Below are 19,230 nucleotides of genomic sequence, written 5' to 3'. Positions count from 1 at the left end.
GTCAGCGGGTACGACGCAGGAGGCTGCTTGCCTTCGATTCGCCGATCAGCTCGTCGACGTTGTCCACGCCCTTGGCATGGGCGCGGACGACCAGCATCTGCAGCAGTCTGGCGAGCAGCATGTTGTTCTCGCTCGGACTGCGCCGGCCCTCGCCGACATCGAGGCCGAAGGCAGTCAACCAGTCATCGAGCGGCATCGGCTTGTGGCTTTTCTCGCTGAACATCGCCGGCAGCAGCCAGGCGAGATCTACCCAGCGCGGCTGGAAGGCGATACCCAGACGCTTCTTCAGCAACTGCTGCAGGAAGGTGCTGACGAAGGCGACATGGTAGGAAACCAGCGGCGACTTGCCGATGAACAGCAAAAATGCCGCCAGTTGGCGGTCGACCGCAGCATCGTCTGCGGTCGACTGCGTCAGATCGACATAAATGCTCTGCTGCGGCGACACGATGCCCTGGTGCATCACCGTCGCGGCAATGCCGGTGAGGTGGTCGCTCTCGGGATTCATGCCGTCGCTGGCGATGTCGACGACGACGTAGCGGGTCAGAAAATGTGACGACTCCAGCCCGGCGGACTCGCCTTCGATCCAGGTCGTCACGGCAGCCTTGACGTCGGCCGGGAGATTTTCGTTCGGACCTTCCCCGAACAGGAATTTCTTGATGCCGAACATGATCAGTGATTCACCTGGTAGTCGAGCTTCAGGCGCGACTGAATCTTGCGCGCCTGACGGAAGGATTCCTTGAGGATGCGGCGGTCGAGCTCGTTGAGCTTTTCCGGATCGATCAGGTTGTCACCCTGGCGACCCGGCTCACCTTCCAGGTACTGGTGCTGCAGGCGCAGCAACTGGATGAAGTTGAGGCCGTCGAGCACGGCGTTGATTTCCTCGCCCTTGATGTTCATCTTCTGTGCCGACAGGCGCAGACGCTGGATGGTGTTGGTGCCATGCACACCTGCCGCCAGCGCGTAGATACGGGCAACGTCGACGAAGATGCGCGAGCCGTACTTCTTGAGGTCGATCTTGCCCGGGAAATCGGCTTCCAGATCGGTGACGAAATCGCGGATCTTGCCCAGCGGCGGTCCGACTTCCAGCGCATTGCGCGCCATCGCCTGCAGGAAGATCGGCGTCGCCGAGGCCTGCGACAACAGGTGCCGGCGCATGCTGTCGGACAACTCGCTCTTGCCGTAGAGCGGCCGGAAATCGAAGAAGATCGTTGCATTGAGCAAAGCCACCGGCTCCGGCGTACGGATCCACTTGCTGAACTGTGCGCGCCACTCGTCCAGCGTCAGGCACCACTGCGGGTTGCTGGCCATGATGTTGCCCTTGCACAGCGGGAAACCGACCTTGTCCAGATCCTTGTTGGTATCCAGCGCAAAGGCCAGGAAGCGCTGCTTCAGGGCTTCCTGATCGCCGCCCTCGGGCACCAGATAGACGATGCCGTTATCCTGGTCGGTACTGAAGGTCTGCTCATCGCGGCCTTCCGAACCAAAGGCCAGCCAGCACCAGTCGATGCCGGAGAAATCGTGATTTTCCAGGTTGAGCTGGATGACGCGCCGGGTCAGTGCGTCGTTGAGTGCCGAGATGAACTGCGTCAGCTGCTCGGCACCGATACCCTGGGCCAGCATGTTGAACGACAGCTGACGGACATCGGCGGCCGAGGCCTTGAGCGCCTCGACATCCGGCGCCGACTCGATGGCCTGGCGGATCTGGCGCAGGCCGACGCGCTGCAGCGCGAACAGGTCACGCTCGGAAACAACGCCACTCAAACGACCATGGTGATCGGTAACGAGCACGTGGCGGATGCCGTGCGTGGCCATCGCCAACATCGCATCGTAGGCCGTCGCATGCTCGTTGAGGGTGAACGGCGCCGCCGACATCGCCTGGCTGATCGGCGAATTCAGGGGCAGATCGGCGAGCACGACACGGTCGAGCAGATCGCTGCGGGTGAAGATGCCAACCGGCTTCTGCTCGGCATCGGCCACCACCATCGAACCGATGCCCAGTTGCGACATCGATTCCAGCGCGGTGCGCAGCGGCGTTTCCGGCAGCACCGAGGTCGGGTTGCGGGCGCCGATACCGACCAGCGGCGAGTTCAGCGTCTGCTGCTCGCTCGCCTTCTGCGCGAACTGGGCCTGCAGTTGCCGGCGCGACTGGTCGAGCAGGCTGGCGATGTACTGCGTGCAGAACAGGTTGAATTCCGGGCTGGTCGACATCAGCGTCAGGTAGTCTTCCGCCGGCAGGTGATAGCAGAAGGTATCCTCGACCGCCGTGTAGATGTTGGTCGACGGCCGGCCAGCGGTCACCGCGCCGATCGGAAAGCTCTCGCCCGCCCCCAGGCTGAGGATGGAATATTCGGTGACGGTCACTTCGCCGGCCTGACGCGCCTGCACCTTGCCCGACTCGATCAGGTAGAAGAAACGGACATTGCCCGAATCCGGCCCGACAATCAGGCTGCCGGCCGGGTAGAAGGCGATGTGTGCCTTCTCGGCAAACAGCTGCAACGCCGCCGGCGTCATCTTGTTGAATGGCGCGTGCTTGGCCAGGAAAGCCTGCGTGTTGCCCGCCGCCCGGTGTCGTCCTTCCTCGCGCAGCATCGCCTCCACCTGACCCACGTCGACACCGCCATTGCTCCCGCTGTTTTCTTGTTGTGCGTTCACGGCAAACCCTTCCTGATTGACAGTCATAAAGAATAGTTTAACTTGAGTCGCTGCTGCAGACGCCGGGCCTGACGCAGCGATTCCTTGAGGATGACACGATCCATGTCGTGCAGATCGGCCGGCTTGAAACCCGCCGCCTCGGCACCGTTTTCCGTTGCCGCCTGGGCGGCCAGACGCAGACTCAGGATGTGCCCGAGCGCCGCTTGCGCAGCAGCGATTTCCCGTGGCTGCATGCCGGCGGCAACGCCAGCCTCGTGCAGGCGGTCGAAGGAATTGACCGACGGCGTGCCGACCGCCAGCGACAGGATGCGCGCGACATCGACAAAAATCCGGCTGCCCAGCTTTTTCAAATCCACCGTTTCCGCATCGTCGACCGCAACATCACCAAGAAAACCGAGCGGCGGGCTGACCTGCAGCGCGTTGATCGACATCAGGTGCAGGAAGGCCGGCGTATCGACGGTCAGGCGCAGGATCTCGGCACGCAGCGCAGCCCCCAGCGCGGCATCGCCGTAGAGCGGGCGCAGGTCGAAGAAGATGGTCGCATTGAGCAGCGCCGTCGGGTCCGGGCAGCGAACCCAGTCAAAGAACTTTCCGCGCCATTCATCGTAGGACAGGCACCACTGCGGGTTGCCGGCCATGATCTCGCCCGGGCACAGCGTGAAACCGCAGGCCGCCAGTTGCTCGTTGGCCGCCTGGGCGAAAGGCAAGAACATGCCACGCAATGCCTGCGCCTCGGCGATACCGCTGGCGGCAAAAACCAACCCGTTGTCCTGATCGCTGACCAGCGTCTGCTCGTCACGGCCCTCCGACCCCATTGCCAGCCAGCACCACTCGGTCGGCGGCAGACGGTGACGGCGGGCGACCAGTTCGACGACGCGTCCGGTCAACCGGTCGTTGAGCCGGGAAATCAGCCGCGTCGCCGTTTCACCGGACAGACCGATCGCCGGCAAGGTGCGCAGGAAATCGTGCAGCCGCGCGGCCAGCGCCGGCGCCCGTGCCAGATCGTCGAGCGCCGCCAGATCGCCGGCCATCGCGGTCAGTTCGGCACACGGCAAGGCCGGCAGCGGCAATGCGTCCATGTCAGTACTTGATGCGGGCGAAATAGGTTTTTTCCGCTGCTTCCAGCGCCTGACGGACGGTGACGATGCCCTTCTCCTCGAGCAACGGCAGCAGCTTCAGGAAGACCTCGCCGGTCGCGACGGCATCTTCCAGCGCATTGTGCCGGGTGCCGATCGAGATGCCGAGCCGTTCCAGGATGACGTCGAGCTTGTGCGATTCCTGGTTGGGATGAACGACCGCCGACAGCAGCAGCGTATCGAGCACCGGCTGGGTGAAGCGCAGGCCGGTGCGATCTTCCTTCAGTTGCAGGAAGCGCATGTCGAAAGCGGCGTTGTGCGCGATCAGCACGGTTTCCTCGCAGAAGGCGTGGAAGGCCGGCAGCACGATGTCGATGTTCGGCTGGCCACGGACCATGTCTTCGGTGATGCCGTGGATCGGAATCGACTCCGGCTTCAGCGGCCGCTCGGGATCGACGATCTGGTTGAAGACTTCCTGCTTGAGCAGCCGGTTGTTGACGATGCGGGCAGCACCGATCTGGATGATTTCGTCGCCCTTCGACGGCTCCAGCCCGGTGGTTTCGGTGTCGAACACGGTGTAGGTCAGTTCGGACAGCTTGCGGTCGAGGTCGATCGACTTGTCCTCGAACTTGAACAGGTCGAAGTCGTAGTACTCCGGCCGACCGGTGCTGCGCCGTTCGTCGTGGATCTCGGCTTCGGGAATGGCCACCGGCAGCACGAAGCGGAAGAAGGCGCGGTGCGCTGCCTTTTCGCGCTGGTACCAGATTTCACCACCATGGCGGTCGATGACATCGCGCAAGGACAGCGACGAGGTCTCGCCGAGCGCCTGCATGGTTTCCATTTCCCAGGTATAGAAAGTCTCGGAGGAAATCGCCTGGCCGACCCAGATCAGGTCGAGGTAGGCCAGCTTGCCTTCGCAGACGGTACGGAAGCGCAGGTCGCGGATCTGGTAGTGATCCTGCAGCCGCTCGGCGATGAAGACCAGCGCGAACACCAGCGAGAAGCTGTCGGCCTTGATCCACAGGCTTTCGTCGACTTCCTCGGTCTTCGTCGGCAGTTTCAGCTTGTCCTCGATGCGGCGCTGGGCGGCGCTGATGATGTCCATCGCCAGCACATCCTCAAGCGGCCAGCGCGTCTTCATCGAGTCGGAAAAATCATGCATGGTCTGGTCGAGACGTTGACTCATGCGCGCCGCCTCGTCATCGACGACCTTGACGAAACGCTCGCGCAACTCCGCATCCATTTCCGGGTAATCGATCAGGTTGGCGACCGCCGCCCGGATGCTGCCGAGCGCCGCCCGGCTGCCTTCGGTCAGCGAATGCAGCGCCTGGTCGCGGCGCGCTTCTTCTTCCAGCGTGCGCGTGATGTTGTCCACGGTCAGCACGTAGCCGGTCATCTGCCGCTCGCCCTCTTCCTGCGCAGCAGCCAGCACCGGCACCATCTGCACGCGCAGCAACTGGCCACCGCGTGTCGTCGTGACGAAATTGGCCAGCGCCGATTTGCCGCTGATCAGGCGCTGGCGGATGATTTCCTGCGAATGCTCGACCTGGTTCTTTTCCAGGATCGAAAAGATCGAGCGGCCGAGTCCGATCAGTGCACCGCCAGCGACCGTCGTCGGGCCCTGCGACAAGGCCTTGAACTGCAGCCGGGCGCGGTTGTTGTAAAGCAGGATGCGGCCGTCGAGATTGCATACGACCACGGCCTGAGCCAGTTCCGACATCAGCGCCGCCAGCCGGTTCTTCTCTTCCTCGACCGAGGCATTGGCCTGGGCGATGCGCGAATCGACATCGTCCATCAGCATGTCGCGCTGCGCCGCCAGATCGTTGGCGGCCTGCGCCAGTTGCTGTACTTCCGGCGGACCGTCGAGCCTGACCCGGAAATTGCGGTTGGCGCTGAGCATCAGGCGCAGTTGTTCGGCCATCCCGAGCAGGCCTTCGACGTACTGCTTGAACAGTTTGTGCAGCACGGCGACGCCGATGCCGAAACCGAAAATCGTCATCATCGTACCGATCGGCAGCCGCGACATCAGCAGCTCGAGCAGCATGTTGCGCTCGGTTTCCTCCATGCCGGCCCAGACCAGCAGCGAGGTGACGACGAAAGGTCCGGTCATCAGCAGACCGAGGACAATAATGGCGAGCAGAAAGCGGACTTTGGCCTTCATGGCAGCTACCCCGTGCAAGTATTTTTTTGCCGAAAACGGCGTCGACCGTAATAACCGGACCGGCGCACCGGCCGGCAAACGGAATCAGGCCAGGCCGAGCATGTCCTTGACCTTGACGACCAGTTCCTTGGTCGAGAACGGTTTGGTCACGTAGGCGTCGGCACCGATCGCCAGCCCCTTGGCGACTTCGGTATCGCGGCCCTTGGCGGTCAGCATGACGATCAGCAGACCGGCACGGTCCGGGTCGGCACGCAAGGCCTCGCACACCTCGAAGCCGGATTTCTTCGGCATCATCACGTCAAGCAGCAGCAGATCGGGATTGAATTCGGCCACCTTGGCCAGAGCCTCGTCACCATCAGTGGCGACCGCAACCTCGAAGCCTTCCTTCTTCATCAGGAACTCAAGCGAGATGACGATGTTGGGTTCGTCATCGACAATCAGTATTTTTTTTGACATCTGGTTTAGTCTCCCATCCTTATGCTTCCGGTCCCGGCAAGGGGACCGTGAAAATGAAGGTGGCACCGGCACCCGGCGCACTTTCTACCCAAAGCTTACCACCAAAATACTCGACGATTTGCCGGCTGATTGGCAGTCCCAGACCGGTGCCCTGCGGCTTGTCGGTCATCGTGTTTCCGCCCTGGCGGAATTTCTCGAAAATGACGCCACACTCCTCGGCAGTCAGGCCGGGACCGTTGTCGGCAACCGTTACGCGCACCGCCTTTTCGTCGGCCGAAACACCGACGCGGACACGTCCCTTGCCGCCGCCCGGCACGAACTTGACGGCGTTCGACAGCAGGTTGACGACAACCTGGGTCAGCCGGTCCCGATCGGCCTGTACCGGCGGCAACCGGTCCGCCAGATCGCTGTCGAGATGCACGCCTTTTTCGTGGAACAACTGTTCCAGCGCGTTCATCGACTCACGTACCACTTCGCTGACATCGACATCGGCAGTCGTCCATTCGGCACGCCCGGATTCGAGCTTGGCCATGTCCAGAATCTGGTTGATCAGGCGGGTCAGGCGCTCGGTCTCGCTGACGATGATGCCGAGGAAACGCCGGCGTTCTTCGAGTTCCAGCTTCGGGTCCTCGTGCAGCATTTCCGACAGCGCACGGATCGAGGTCAGCGGCGTGCGCAACTCGTGCGTCACCGTCGAGATGAAATCGTCCTTCATCCGGTCCAGTTCGCGCAGCCGTTCGTTGGCCTCGCGCAACTCGCCGGTGGCCACTTCCAGCGCTTGCTGCTTGGCCTCCAGTTCGCGGCTGTAAGCGCGCACCTGGGTGGCCTCGTCGAGGATGTCGAGCACTTCCTCGAGGCCGAGATCCTCCTCGCGGGTGACGCTGGAAACCATCGCCCGCGCGCTCGCCGAACCGATGGCCCCGGCCAGTTCACCCTCGGCAAAATGCACGAATTCCGCGTCCGGCGGCAGGCCGTGCCAGTCGCGCTGGCCCCGGCTGCGCGCGTAGGCTGCCAGTTGCTGGCGCGCCCGGGCCGGTCCGAGAAAACGTTCAAGCAGATCGACCAGCTCCTTGAGCGACGCATTGCCGCGCCACAAGCGGGCATCCGGCGCCCGTTGCGCATGCCGGAAAACATCGACGAAACGCTCGGCCTGGCCGGCCTCCAGCGCATCGGGCACAGTACTCAAGGAAACCACGACATAGGCGCCAATGTTGGCCAGCATGCTCCACCACAGGCAATGCGAAATCTCGTCCAGCCCGGTCAGGCCGAACAGCGCCTGGGCGCGCAGCCACTCGATGCCGAACAGGCCGTGCTCGACGAAGCCGTTGCCGATCCAGCCCGAGCGGGCAAAGGACGGCAGCAGCAGCGTGTACAACCACACCGAGAAACCGGCGAGCAGACCGGCCAGCGCACCGGCCCGCGTCGCCTGCTTCCAGTACATGCCGCCAAACAAGGCCGGCGCGAACTGGGCGACGGCGGCAAACGAAATCAACCCGATACCGACCAGCGCATAGGCTTCGCCGGCGGCCTTGAAATAGACATAGCCGAGCAGCAGGATGAGCACGATGGCGACCCGGCGAATGCCGATCAGCAGCCCGGACAGGTCGCCGCGTTTTTCCATTTTCAGCCAGGTCGACCGCAACAATGCCGGCATCACCAGGTCGTTGCAGATCATCGTGGACAGCGCGATGGTTTCGACGATGACCATCCCGGTCGCTGCCGACAAACCGCCGATGAAGACGAACAGCGCCAGTGATTCGGCCCCTTGCGACAGCGGCAGCGTTAGCACGAAGGTATCGGGATTCGCCCCCTGCCCGCTGAAATGCATCAGGCCACCGAGCGCCACCGGCAACACGAAGATGTTGATCAGCAGCAGATACAGCGGGAACAACCAGACCGCGCGCTTGAGGTGCGATTCGTCGACGTTCTCGACGACCATCACCTGGAACTGGCGCGGCAGGAAAACGATGGCCAGCGCCGACAGCAGGATCATCGCCGCCCAGGTGCCGGCACGCGAAGCATCCAGTTCAAGCAGCCCGGCCAGTTCCGGATGGGCTGCCGCACGCCGGAACAGGTCGGAAAACCCGTCGAACATGCCGTAGGTGACGAACACGCCGACAGCGATGAAGGCCACGAGCTTGACCACCGATTCGAAGGCGACGGCAGCAACCATGCCTTCGTGGCGCTCAGTCGCATCCAGGTGGCGGGTGCCGAACAGGATCGTGAACAGTGCCAGCACCGCCGCCACCAGCAGCGTCGAATCGATGCCCCACAGGTGGATGGCATGCCCCGGCTGGTCGAACAGCACATCCAGGCTGGCGGCCACGGCTTTCAGCTGGAGCGCGATGTAAGGCACGATGCCGATCACCGCGATCACCGTCACCAGTCCGGCCAGCAACTGACTCTTGCCGTAACGCGAGGCGATGAAGTCGGCAATGGACGTGATGCGCTGCGCCTTGGCAATGCGGATCATCTTGACGATGACGCCGACGCACAGCAGCATCAGCGTCGGCCCGAGGTAGATGGTCAGGAAGGACAGCCCGCCCGAGGTGGCCCGGCCGACGCTGCCAAAAAACGTCCACGACGTGCAGTACACCGCCAGCGACAACGCATAGACGTTGGCCGAAATGATCGAACGGCCGGCATCGGCGCGGGCATCACCAAAACGGGCGACGGCAAACAGCACACCGATGTAGGTGGCGGACAGCAACACGATGAACCAGCCGGACAGCATGCTACTTGCTCCGCCGCTCGGCCACCCGGGCCGCCAGCAGGATGAGGCCGCCCCAGACGCCGAACAGGTAGAGCACGACAACCGGGATATCGGCCAGCGTGCCCCCCGGCAAACCAAGGATCGGATAGGTCAGCAAGGGAATGCCGAACAGGCACAGTGCCGTCAGGCGCTGCCGCGTTGGACTGCCTCGTTTCACCGGACCCCCTGCAAAAAAATGAAAACGGCCGGCACGCCAAGCGTGCCAGCCGTTGTTGGCATGCAGTCTGATGCGACCACACGGGAGGCCACCTTATGGGCGACCATTGTCTCCTCCTTGCCCTTTTTGTCTGTCGAAGCAAGCTGGCAAGCGTGCTGCTCCGTGAAATGTTGCGGTCGACCGCCGGCCGACCGCAAATACTGCTTAGCCCTTCAACTGCTCCAGAATCGCCGGATTCTCAAGCGTCGAGGTGTCCTGCGTCAGTTCCTCGCCCTTGGCCAGGCCACGCAGCAGACGGCGCATGATCTTGCCCGAACGGGTCTTCGGCAGGTTGTCGCCGAAGCGGATGTCCTTCGGCTTGGCGATCGGACCGATCTCCTTGCCCACCCAATCCGACAGTTCCTTGATCATCTTCTTGGCATCGTCGCCGGTCGGGCGCTGGCCCTTGAGGACGACGAAGGCAACGATGGCTTCACCGGTCAGGTCGTCCGGACGGCCGACCACGGCAGCCTCGGCAACCAGCGGATTGGCAACCAGCGCGGATTCGATTTCCATCGTACCCATGCGGTGACCGGAAACGTTCAGCACGTCATCGATACGGCCGGTGATGGTGAAGTAGCCGGTGTCCTTGTCGCGGATCGCGCCGTCGCCTGCCAGGTAGTACTTGCCCTGGAAGTCGGCCGGGTAGTAGGACTTGATGTAGCGTTCGTCGTCGTTCCAGATCGTGCGGATCATCGACGGCCACGGCTTCTTGCACACCAGGATACCGCCCTGGCCCCACGGCAGGTCGGCGCCGGTCTCATCGACCACGGCGAACTGGATACCCGGGAAGGGCAGCGTGCAGGAACCCGGCACCAGCGGGGTTGCGCCCGGCAGCGGGGTGATCATGTGACCACCGGTTTCGGTCTGCCAGAAGGTATCGACGATCGGGCAGCGGTCGCCGCCGACGTTGTGGTGGTACCACTCCCAGGCCGCCGGATTGATCGGCTCGCCGACCGAACCGAGGAGACGCAGCGAAGACAGGTCGAAGCTCTTCGGATGCACTTCCGGCTTGGTGTCGGAGGCCTTGATCAGCGAACGGATGGCGGTCGGCGCGGTGTAGAAGATGCTGACCTTGTGATCCTGGATCATCTTCCAGAAACGGCCGGCATCCGGGTAGGTCGGCACGCCTTCGAAGACGACTTCGGTAGCGCCGCAGGCCAGCGGGCCGTAGGTGATGTAGGTGTGGCCGGTAACCCAGCCGATGTCGGCCGTGCACCAGAAGACATCGTTCGGCTTGATGTCGAAGGTCCATTGCATGGTCATGATGGCGTGCAGCAGGTAACCACCGGTGGAGTGCTGGACGCCCTTCGGCTTGCCAGTGGAGCCCGACGTGTAGAGCAGGAACAGCGGGTGTTCTGCACCAACCCATTCCGGTTCGCAGGTTTCCGGCTGATTGGCCAGACCGTCGTGCAGCCATTCGTCGCGACCGGCAACCATGTTGCACTCGACGCCGGTGCGCTTGAAGACGACGACGCCCTTCAGCGTGTCGCAACCGCCCATGGCGATGGCTTCATCGGCGATGGTCTTCAGCGGCAGGGCCTTGCCACCGCGGAACTGGCCGTCGGAGGTGATCAGCAGGGTGGCGCCGGCATCGTTGATGCGGTCGCGCAGTGCCTGGGCGGAGAAGCCGCCGAACACGATGGAGTGCGGTGCGCCGATACGGGCACAGGCCTGCATGGCGACGATGCCTTCGACGGTCATCGGCATGTAGATAACGACGCGGTCACCCTTCTGCACGCCCTTGGCACGCAGCAGGTTGGCCATCTTGCAGACCTTGGTCAGCATCTCCTTGTAGGTGACCTTGGTCACGTCGCCATTGTCGGCTTCGAAGATGATGGCGACCTTGTCGCCGAGACCGGCTTCGACCTGACGGTCGAGGCAGTTGTAGGAAACATTGAGCTTGCCGTCGGCAAACCACTTGAAGAACGGAGCGTTGGACTCATCCAGCACCTGGGTGAAGGGTTCCTTCCAGGTGATCAGTTCGCGGGCCCGCTTGGCCCAGAAACCTTCGTAGTCGGCTTCTGCTTCCGCGCACAGCGCCTTGTAGGCGTCCATCCCCGAAACCGCCGCGTTCTTGACGATTTCGTCAGACGGATAATAAAACTGCACGGACTCATTCGACATATTCTTCTCCTCTGCGGTACTTCGCATTTATGTTGAAACAACCGATCGGGCCTCGGGGCAGAACCCCGGGATGTAACCAAGCCGTACGCGCCAAAACCACTTGCTCCCTGGTCCAGCGTCAAGCCAGCATTACACGACGATAATCTTACAAAGGCCTTACGAAATCACGCTGCGGCGCAGCAATTCGGCATATCGAAGCAGGCCGGCCGGCGCATGCTAAACTTGCCGCCCCGAAATGCCCTCGCCTCGCGCATGAATCCGAACAAGCTCCTGCCGACATTCCTCTTCGCCAGCCGCTGGCTGCAGGCTCCGTTGTATCTCGGGCTGGTCATCGCCCAGGCATTTTTTGTCTGGATGTTCATGATCGAGCTGACACATCTGGTGCACAGCTTCTTCTCCGGCAGCCCGATCACCGAAGCCGACGTCATGTTGATCGTGCTCGGCCTGATCGACATCGTCATGATCGCCAACCTGCTGATCATGGTCATCGTCGGCGGCTATGAAACCTTCGTTTCCCGGCTCCATCTCGACGAGCATCCCGACCAGCCGGAATGGCTCAACCACGTCAATGCCGGCGTGCTCAAGATCAAGCTGTCGACAGCCATCATCGGCATCTCGTCGATCCATTTGCTGAAGAGTTTCATCAATGCCGGCAACCTGCCGGAACACACCCTGCTCTGGCAGGTAGTGATCCACCTGGTCTTCATCATTTCCGCGCTGGCCATGGCCTGGGTGGACAAGATCATGACCCAGACCCTCATTCTTCAACACAACAACCACTGACCCGGAGTTGCGCATGACCGCCATCAAGCAGGAAGACCTGATCCAGTCCGTCGCCGATGCCTTCCAGTACATCAGCTACTACCATCCGCTCGATTACATCAAGGCGCTGGGCGAAGCCTATGACCGCGAGGAATCCCCCGCCGCCAAGGACGCCATCGCCCAGATCCTGACCAACTCGCGGATGTCGGCCGAAGGCCATCGCCCGATCTGTCAGGACACCGGCATCGGCATGGTCTTCATCAAGGTCGGCATGCAAGTCACCTGGCCGGATGCCACGATGAGCATCCAGGAAATGATCAATGAAGGCGTGCGTCGCGCCTACGGCAACCCGGACAATCCGCTGCGCGCCTCGGTGCTGGCCGACCCCGCCGGTGCCCGCAAGAACACCAAGGACAACACCCCGGCCGTGGTGCATTTCGAGATCGTCGAAGGCCATCACGTTGAAGTGATCTGTGCCGCCAAGGGCGGCGGTTCGGAAGCCAAGTCCAAGTTCGCCATGCTCAACCCGTCCGACGACCTGGTCGACTGGGTCTTGAAGAAGATCCCGGAAATGGGCGCCGGCTGGTGCCCGCCCGGCATCATCGGCATCGGCATCGGCGGCACGCCGGAAAAGGCGATGCTGCTGGCCAAGGAATCGATCATGGCTCCGGTCGACATCCACGAACTGAAGGCCAAGGCTGCGACCGGTGCGACATTGACCCGTCCGGAACAACTGCGCCTCGAACTGATGGAAAAGATCAACGCCCTCGGCGTCGGCGCCCAGGGCCTCGGTGGTCTGACCACCGTGCTCGACGTCAAGGTGCTGGATTACCCCTGCCACGCCGCCAACCTGCCGGTTGCGCTGGTGCCGAACTGCGCCGCGACCCGCCACTGCCATTTCCACCTCGATGGCTCCGGCCCGGCCAAGCTCGAAGTGCCGAAGCTCGAAGACTGGCCGGCCGTGACCTGGACACCGGACCTCAAGTCGGCCACCCGCGTCGATCTGAACACGCTGACCAAGGAAGAAGTCGCCGCCTGGAAACCGGGCCAGAAACTGCTGCTGAACGGCAAGATGCTGACCGGCCGTGACGCCGCGCACAAGCGCATTGCCGACATGCTGGCCAAGGGCGAAAAGCTGCCGGTCGACTTCACCAACCGCGTCATTTACTACGTCGGCCCGGTTGATCCGGTGCGTGACGAAGTCGTCGGACCGGCCGGCCCGACCACCGGCACCCGCATGGACAAGTTCACCCGCATGATGCTGGAACAGACCGGCCTGATCTCGATGATCGGCAAGTCCGAACGCGGCCCGGTTGCCATCGAGGCGATCAAGGACAACAAGTCGGCCTACCTGATGGCCGTCGGCGGTGCCGCCTACCTGGTCGCCAAGGCCATCAAGTCGGCCAAGGTCGTCGGCTTTGCCGACCTGGGCATGGAAGCCATCTACGAGTTCGACGTCGAGAACATGCCGGTGACCGTTGCCGTCGATTCCTCCGGCGTCAGCGTCCATGAAACCGGCCCGAAGGAATGGCAGGTCAAGATCGGCAAGATCCCGGTCAAGACTGCCTGATTTACTGCCGCGCCAGCAAAAGCCGTCCGTCACCCGGACGGCTTTTTTCATTGTTGCTGCGGTCGACCGCAAAATTTCGTAACAATTCGTCGCACAACAGCTGATGGAAAAACGGCGGTGGTGAACAAACATACGGATCACCCAATTTCTCACTGGAGATCCGCATGTCCCTCAACCGGCTGAAACTCACCGTTGCCGCCGTCGCCGTCTCGGCAGCCATCGGCGGTGCCTATGCCCTCGGTCAGAACCCGTCCGGCAATGCCCCGGCAGCCGTGCCACCACCTGTTGCCGTCGCCGCCCCTGTCGTCACGCCTGCTATCGTCCCGACACCGGCCGGCTATCCGGACATGCGCAGCATCGTCGCCGCCAACGCCCCGGCCGTCGTCAACATCAGCGTCACCGGCAACCGCAAGACCGCAATGAGCGGCCCGCAGATCGACCCGGACGATCCCTTCTTCCAGTTCTTCCGCCAGTTCCGCGGCATGATTCCGCAGGACAACACGCCGACGCGCGGCCTCGGCTCCGGCTTCATCATCACCGCCGACGGTACCATCCTGACCAACGCGCATGTCGTGGCCGACGCCGAGGAAGTCATCGTCAAGCTCAACGACAAACGCGAATTCACCGCCAAAATCCTCGGCCTCGATCCGGCAAGCGACGTCGCCGTCCTGAAGATCGACGGCAAGAATCTGCCCACCGTACGCATCGGCAACTCCAAGGCCACCCAGGTCGGCGACTGGGTCCTGGCCATCGGCTCGCCCTTCGGCTTCGAATCCAGCGCCAGCGCCGGCATCGTCTCGGCCAAGTCGCGCAGCCTGCCGGACGGCAGCTACGTGCCCTTCCTGCAGACCGACGTCGCGGTCAACCCCGGCAATTCCGGCGGCCCGCTGTTCAACCTGCAGGGCGAAGTGATCGGCATCAACTCGCAGATCTACTCGCGCAGCGGCGGCTACCAGGGCCTCTCGTTCGCCATTCCGGTCGAAGTCGCGATGGGCGTCGAACGCCAGATCGTCGCCCACGGCAAGGTCGAGCGCGGTCGCCTTGGCGTCGCCATCCAGGAAATCAACCAGTCGCTGGCTGACAGCTTCGGCCTCCCCCGCCCTGCCGGCGCACTGGTCTCATCCGTCGACAAGGACGGCCCCGCCGCCCGCGCCGGCCTCGAAGCTGGCGACGTCATCGTCGGCATCGACGGTCAGACGGTCGAAGCATCCGGCGAACTGCCCGCCATCGTCGCCGCCAAGCGCCCGAACGAATCCATCCGCCTGCAGGTCTGGCGCAACAAGGCAATGCGCGAGATCCCGGTGAAGCTCGGCGCCTTCCAGGAAGAAAAACTCGCCGCCGCAGAACCCCCGGATGCCGACCGCGGTCGCCTCGGCGTCGCCGTCCGCCCGCTGACGCCGGAAGAAAAGCGCGGCAGCGGCATCGATGCCGGCCTGCTCGTCGAGCGCGCCGGCGGCCCCGCCGCCCGTGCCGGCATCCGGCCCGGCGACGTGATCCTGGCGGTCAATGGCGAAGCCGTCGGCAGTGCCGAAAAACTGCGCGCCCTGCTCGCCAAATCCGGCAAGAAAGCCGCCTTGCTGGTCGAACGCGGCGACACCCGCCTGTTTGTTCCGGTCGACCTCGGCTGAAAGGCAAAAACCGGGGCCAACGCAACGTTGGCCCCGGTTTTATTCAAGCATCAACGACTGACTAGCCGGCACTGAGCGCGATAGTGCTGCTCCGAACTGCTCGACAAGCGCATCGTTGCAGCAACATTCCGCTCGCAATCATCCGCCATGAATCGCGTGCCCTGGTAGCAAACCACCTTGCGATGCGCCTCCTGAGCAGGCGACAGACCAGAAGTTGCCGTCACCTTCATCAGGCATCCGCTGACATCACGACCACCACCCTGAACTTGCCTCGAAACCGGCACTGACTCGACCTGTCGCGAATTCTCCGCACGCACGACAAAAGCCTTCTGACGGTTCAGATCGTCAATCGCAGCCTGCCTCTGACTCGGCGAAATCTGCTCCTGCTGCTGCACCGACACAGTCTTCGCCCGTTCATCGCAAGGCGTGCTGGAAATGAGCACCTTGCCATCGGGCATCCTGCACTTGTAGGCATTGGCCAGTGCATGCTGGCAGCCGACAAGCGCCAGAGCAATCAGCAATCGCTGGATCATGTTCTTGAATGTCATAGCCCGCGATCATGCACCAGCGACATGAAGGCGGCAAGCGGGAGCATCTCTGAAGAAGACTGAATGGCCGCAGTCAGGCAAAGGCGTCGAAAGATGACAAGTGGCAGCGAGGCAGGCACAATCTTTTCGTCATTAACAGGTGTGCCGCGCATGACCGCCATCCATTCTCGTGAATATTGCCAGGAATCAGCCAAGCACCTGCACCGGCCGACGCTCCAGACTGCCACCTCATCGAGGGTGCCAGCTTATGCGGCAATAACGCCGTCCACTTTACGTTGGGCCGCAAGGTGAAAACTATGGTTAAGCAAGCCGCAATCGCCGTCGGAAAGCTTCTCGCTCTGTACTTGGCGATCCCGTTTCTTTGGGTCGATCTAGTCCTAATGTATACGGCGATACCGCGCTTCCTCTTCATTGAAAGAGCGTTTGTCCTTTCCGTACTTCTCGTTGTCTTGGGTGCTGCGGCTATATCGATACGCTTAGGCTCAAAGCTGCCAATGCTATTCGCTGTGCTTTGCCTAACGTATAGCTCGGTCTTCCTGGTCGCCCCCCTCTACTCCGTAGCACTGGTCGGTTTATTGATAGTGGCTGCTGCAATACACTTTGTTCATGCTAATCGCGTTACCAAACCACTGCTTGCGCCCATTCCAATGGTCGCCGGCGCATGGATATTCCTAACCCTGATCTATTTGCCATCTTCGCTCTGTTGGGCAAATTACGCTACCGACCGAATGGGTTATTTCGCGTCAGCTATTGAGGGCATCGGGTCGCTTAAGGTCCAGTCTATTCAAGCTCTGATAGTGGTACCGTTACTGGTTATGTATTTTCTTGCAAAGAAGGGTCATATCCGCCTCTTGGTATGGGCACGGTCGTTGCGCCCCAACCTATCATTACACCGGACGCTGCGCGATAAAGCCGCGCATCGCCGGTGAATTCAGACGTTGCCCCCAATTTCCCCTCAAAAACGGCGCCATTTTCCCCGCGCTATTTTCCTTTTTTTATCCGTATCCAGGGTCGACCGCAAAAATCCGGCATTTTCCCGCCACCGCACGCGCCCCTCAACACCTGACGGACTTACGCCAGCTTCTGCTTTTGATCTGCATGGTCCGCTCCGCTGTCGCAGCCGATTGATGCCATGCGGCAGCGCTCAAAGTACTCCAGGCATGCGGGCTCGGTGAGCGGCGGGCTGTAGAGATAGCCCTGAAAAACGTCGCAGCCCATGTTGATCAGGGCCTGCATTTGTTCGCGGGTTTCGACGAACTCGGCGACGACTTCGACCTGCCGTGCCTTGCCGAGCGCACAGATGGCCCGAATGATGTCGGCGTTGGCCGGGTTGCCTTGCAGGTCGCGGGTCAGCGAGCCGTCGATCTTGATCGAGTGGATGCCGAAGCGGCGCAGGTGCAGCAGGGACGAGTAGCCCATGCCGAAGTCGTCCATCGACAGGCGCACGCCGTTTTCCGACAGCGCCTGCAGCGTGGTATTGGTTGATGCTTCGTCCGGGATCGCCTGCGATTCGGTGATTTCGATTTCGATCTCGTGGCAGTTCAGGCCGTGAGCCTGCAGGGTCAGGGCCAGTTGCCCGGCAAATCCGGGGTCGGCGAGTTGGGATGGGGAAACGTTGATCGCCAGGGTCAGTTCGCCATGACCAAGGGCATTCCAGCGGGCTTTCGCGGCACACGCGGTGTTGATTACCCAGTAGCCGAGTTCGCGGATGCAGCCGCCATCTTCGGCAAGGTTGACTGCCACCTGAGCGGGAATCGGACCGAATTTACGGCTGTTCCAGCGCACCAGCGCCTCCAGGCCGACCAGCGCCCCTGCCCGGTCATGCTTGGGTTGGTAGCACATGGACAGCGCACCTTTGCGAATGTCGGCGCGCAGGGCGGCGAGCAGTATCCGACCCATGATGCCGAGTTCGTCGCGACGCCTGATCACCATCGCCCGCACCGGCGCCTCGGTTCTCACTGCTTCGATCACTTCGCCGAGCAGGCGGGCGTGACTGGCTGCCCGCCCTGCTTCTGCACGGCGCACGAAGGGCAGATAGAACAGGGTTGCCAGCCCGATTTCCATGACCTGCCAGAGCACCCCGCGCCAGGAACCACTGAGCAGCCAGCCGGATATCAGCGGCGGCGTCGTCCACGGGATGCTGACTGCCTGCAATTCGAACAGGCCGCCGTTGACGGCGAACAGCGTCAGCAGGCCGAGGGCCAGCGGCACCAGGATGAAGGGCACGAGATAGCGCGGTGACAGCACGACCGGCAGGCCGAAAAGGATCACTTCGTTGATGTTGAACATCGACGGCAGCAGACCGAGCCTGGCGATCCGCCACTGCGCCCCGCCCGCTGCCGCCAGGCGGATGGCCACGATCAGGCCGAGCGTGGCCCCGCTGCCACCGAGCAGGACGAATGAGTCGACCAGCGGCCGCCAGGCCAGTTGCCCATCCGGCGCCAAACCGGGTGCAACGAAGAAATCGCCGGCATAAAGGTCGAGCAGATGCCCGCCGTGAACGCCAATGGACCAGAAGGCCTGGTTGACCAGGATGGCGACACTGGTTGCGAGGTATTCACCGAGCACCGATACCGCCAGCCAGTCGGCGAGCACGGCGAGGACGGGCGCCAGCAATGACAGCCCTGACAAGGCGCTGGCCAGCAGCAGGATGAAGATGCCGCAGAAGATCACCGGGGTACAGAAACGCAGGGCGTGGATCAGTGACTTGTCGGCATCCACCGGCACATCGACGAACATCAGCCAGCGCTGCCCGGCGGACCAGCGCAGCAGTTCGGCAGTGCCCAAGCCGACGATGATGCCGAGCAACATCGCCTCGTAGCCCATCGCGCCGCCCCCGCCCAGCGACAGCCCCATGGAACACAGCATGAAATTGACCAGCGCGGCGGCACCAACCATCATCGGTGGCGGATTGTCATCGGGATCCTGAAGGCTCGGCAGACGGGGTACCAGATGCAGCGCTACCACCACCGCCAGGGCCAGGCCGAAAACACCGTGGCTGGCCGCGATGATCTGTTCCAGGCTGGCTTCCCAACTGGCGGCAAAGGAGGCACTGGGATACAGCCAGTCAAGGCCGCCGGGAAAATGTCTGAGCAGCGTCGCGGCAACGCCGAACAGCGTCAGGGGCAGCAAGGAGACAAATGCGTCCCGGATCGACAGCAGCCATAGCCCCAACCGGATTTTCATCGCCCCGCACCCTTGTCATCAGGCGCGTTGTGCGCCTGTCATCTGAAGCGGGGAATTATCCGCTTGCGACAGGGCAGCAAACAAGTCTTTCCTTG

15 protein-coding genes are annotated in these 19,230 nt (G+C 62.4%); 4 read left to right on the top strand and 11 right to left on the bottom strand.

Features of this window, described 5'->3' with window-relative positions:
* Window position 1: 1 nt before the first annotated feature.
* From BJN45_RS06230 to acs, 8 genes are all read right to left on the bottom strand, one after another.
* Window positions 2–667: a hypothetical protein gene (locus BJN45_RS06230; protein ID WP_076093155.1), complete on the bottom strand. Its 666-nt coding sequence runs from the start codon at window positions 665–667 to the stop codon at window positions 2–4.
* A 2-nt stretch (window positions 668–669) separates the two neighbouring features.
* Window positions 670–2,589 carry a DUF294 nucleotidyltransferase-like domain-containing protein gene (locus BJN45_RS06225; RefSeq protein WP_076094153.1) on the bottom strand — a complete coding sequence of 640 codons (1,920 nt, stop codon included), beginning with the start codon at window positions 2,587–2,589 and terminating at the stop codon, window positions 670–672.
* An 86-nt stretch (window positions 2,590–2,675) separates the two neighbouring features.
* On the bottom strand, window positions 2,676–3,731 hold the full coding sequence (locus BJN45_RS06220; protein WP_076093154.1) for a DUF294 nucleotidyltransferase-like domain-containing protein: 1,056 nt from the start codon (window positions 3,729–3,731) through the stop codon (window positions 2,676–2,678).
* Between the two features lies 1 nt (window position 3,732).
* Window positions 3,733–5,889, bottom strand: a complete 2,157-nt coding sequence (locus tag BJN45_RS06215; RefSeq protein WP_076093152.1) for a 3'-5' exonuclease — start codon at window positions 5,887–5,889, stop codon at window positions 3,733–3,735.
* An 84-nt stretch (window positions 5,890–5,973) separates the two neighbouring features.
* Window positions 5,974–6,345: a response regulator transcription factor gene (locus BJN45_RS06210; protein ID WP_076093150.1), complete on the bottom strand. Its 372-nt coding sequence runs from the start codon at window positions 6,343–6,345 to the stop codon at window positions 5,974–5,976.
* A 19-nt stretch (window positions 6,346–6,364) separates the two neighbouring features.
* Complete coding sequence (locus BJN45_RS06205; RefSeq protein WP_076093148.1) at window positions 6,365–9,079, bottom strand: sensor histidine kinase; 2,715 nt, start codon at window positions 9,077–9,079, stop codon at window positions 6,365–6,367.
* 1 nt (window position 9,080) lies between these two features.
* Complete coding sequence (locus BJN45_RS06200; protein WP_076093146.1) at window positions 9,081–9,275, bottom strand: hypothetical protein; 195 nt, start codon at window positions 9,273–9,275, stop codon at window positions 9,081–9,083.
* 204 nt (window positions 9,276–9,479) lie between these two features.
* The gene (gene acs, locus BJN45_RS06195) at window positions 9,480–11,441 is read right to left on the bottom strand and encodes an acetate--CoA ligase (protein WP_076093144.1); all 1,962 of its coding nucleotides are present in this window, start codon (window positions 11,439–11,441) and stop codon (window positions 9,480–9,482) included.
* Between the two features lie 252 nt (window positions 11,442–11,693).
* Here acs and BJN45_RS06190 point away from each other — a divergent pair, with 252 nt between their 5' ends.
* The 3 genes from BJN45_RS06190 to BJN45_RS06180 all read left to right on the top strand — a co-directional run bounded on the left by BJN45_RS06190 (window position 11,694) and on the right by BJN45_RS06180 (window position 15,401).
* On the top strand, window positions 11,694–12,224 hold the full coding sequence (locus tag BJN45_RS06190) for a TIGR00645 family protein (protein WP_083650934.1): 531 nt from the start codon (window positions 11,694–11,696) through the stop codon (window positions 12,222–12,224).
* Between the two features lie 13 nt (window positions 12,225–12,237).
* Complete coding sequence (locus tag BJN45_RS06185) at window positions 12,238–13,773, top strand: fumarate hydratase (protein ID WP_076093140.1); 1,536 nt, start codon at window positions 12,238–12,240, stop codon at window positions 13,771–13,773.
* A 164-nt stretch (window positions 13,774–13,937) separates the two neighbouring features.
* Entirely contained in the window at window positions 13,938–15,401 is a 1,464-nt protein-coding gene (locus tag BJN45_RS06180) for a Do family serine endopeptidase (protein WP_076093138.1), read from the top strand.
* A gap of 50 nt (window positions 15,402–15,451) precedes the next feature.
* Here the strand turns inward: BJN45_RS06180 and BJN45_RS06175 are convergent, their stop codons facing one another.
* Both BJN45_RS06175 and BJN45_RS17620 read right to left on the bottom strand, forming a co-directional pair.
* Window positions 15,452–15,949, bottom strand: coding sequence for a DUF4124 domain-containing protein (locus BJN45_RS06175; RefSeq protein ID WP_076093136.1), 498 nt, complete (start codon window positions 15,947–15,949; stop codon window positions 15,452–15,454).
* Window positions 15,946–16,143: a hypothetical protein gene (locus BJN45_RS17620; RefSeq protein ID WP_139326306.1), complete on the bottom strand. Its 198-nt coding sequence runs from the start codon at window positions 16,141–16,143 to the stop codon at window positions 15,946–15,948. The genes BJN45_RS06175 and BJN45_RS17620 overlap by 4 nt, the downstream gene beginning before the upstream one ends.
* A 102-nt stretch (window positions 16,144–16,245) precedes the next feature.
* On the opposite strand from BJN45_RS17620, the gene BJN45_RS06170 reads away from it, so the two are divergent.
* Window positions 16,246–16,878, top strand: coding sequence for a hypothetical protein (locus BJN45_RS06170; protein WP_076093134.1), 633 nt, complete (start codon window positions 16,246–16,248; stop codon window positions 16,876–16,878).
* Between the two features lie 142 nt (window positions 16,879–17,020).
* Here BJN45_RS06170 and BJN45_RS06165 read toward each other — a convergent pair whose 3' ends face one another.
* Window positions 17,021–19,135, bottom strand: a complete 2,115-nt coding sequence (locus tag BJN45_RS06165) for an EAL domain-containing protein (protein WP_083650932.1) — start codon at window positions 19,133–19,135, stop codon at window positions 17,021–17,023.
* Between the last annotated feature and the right edge of the window lie 95 nt (window positions 19,136–19,230).

Source organism: Azonexus hydrophilus (assembly GCF_001956855.1).
GTDB lineage: Bacteria > Pseudomonadota > Gammaproteobacteria > Burkholderiales > Rhodocyclaceae > Azonexus > Azonexus hydrophilus_A.
The sequence above is the reverse complement of the archived record's forward strand: the minus strand, read 5'-3'. Positions and strand labels throughout refer to the sequence as shown.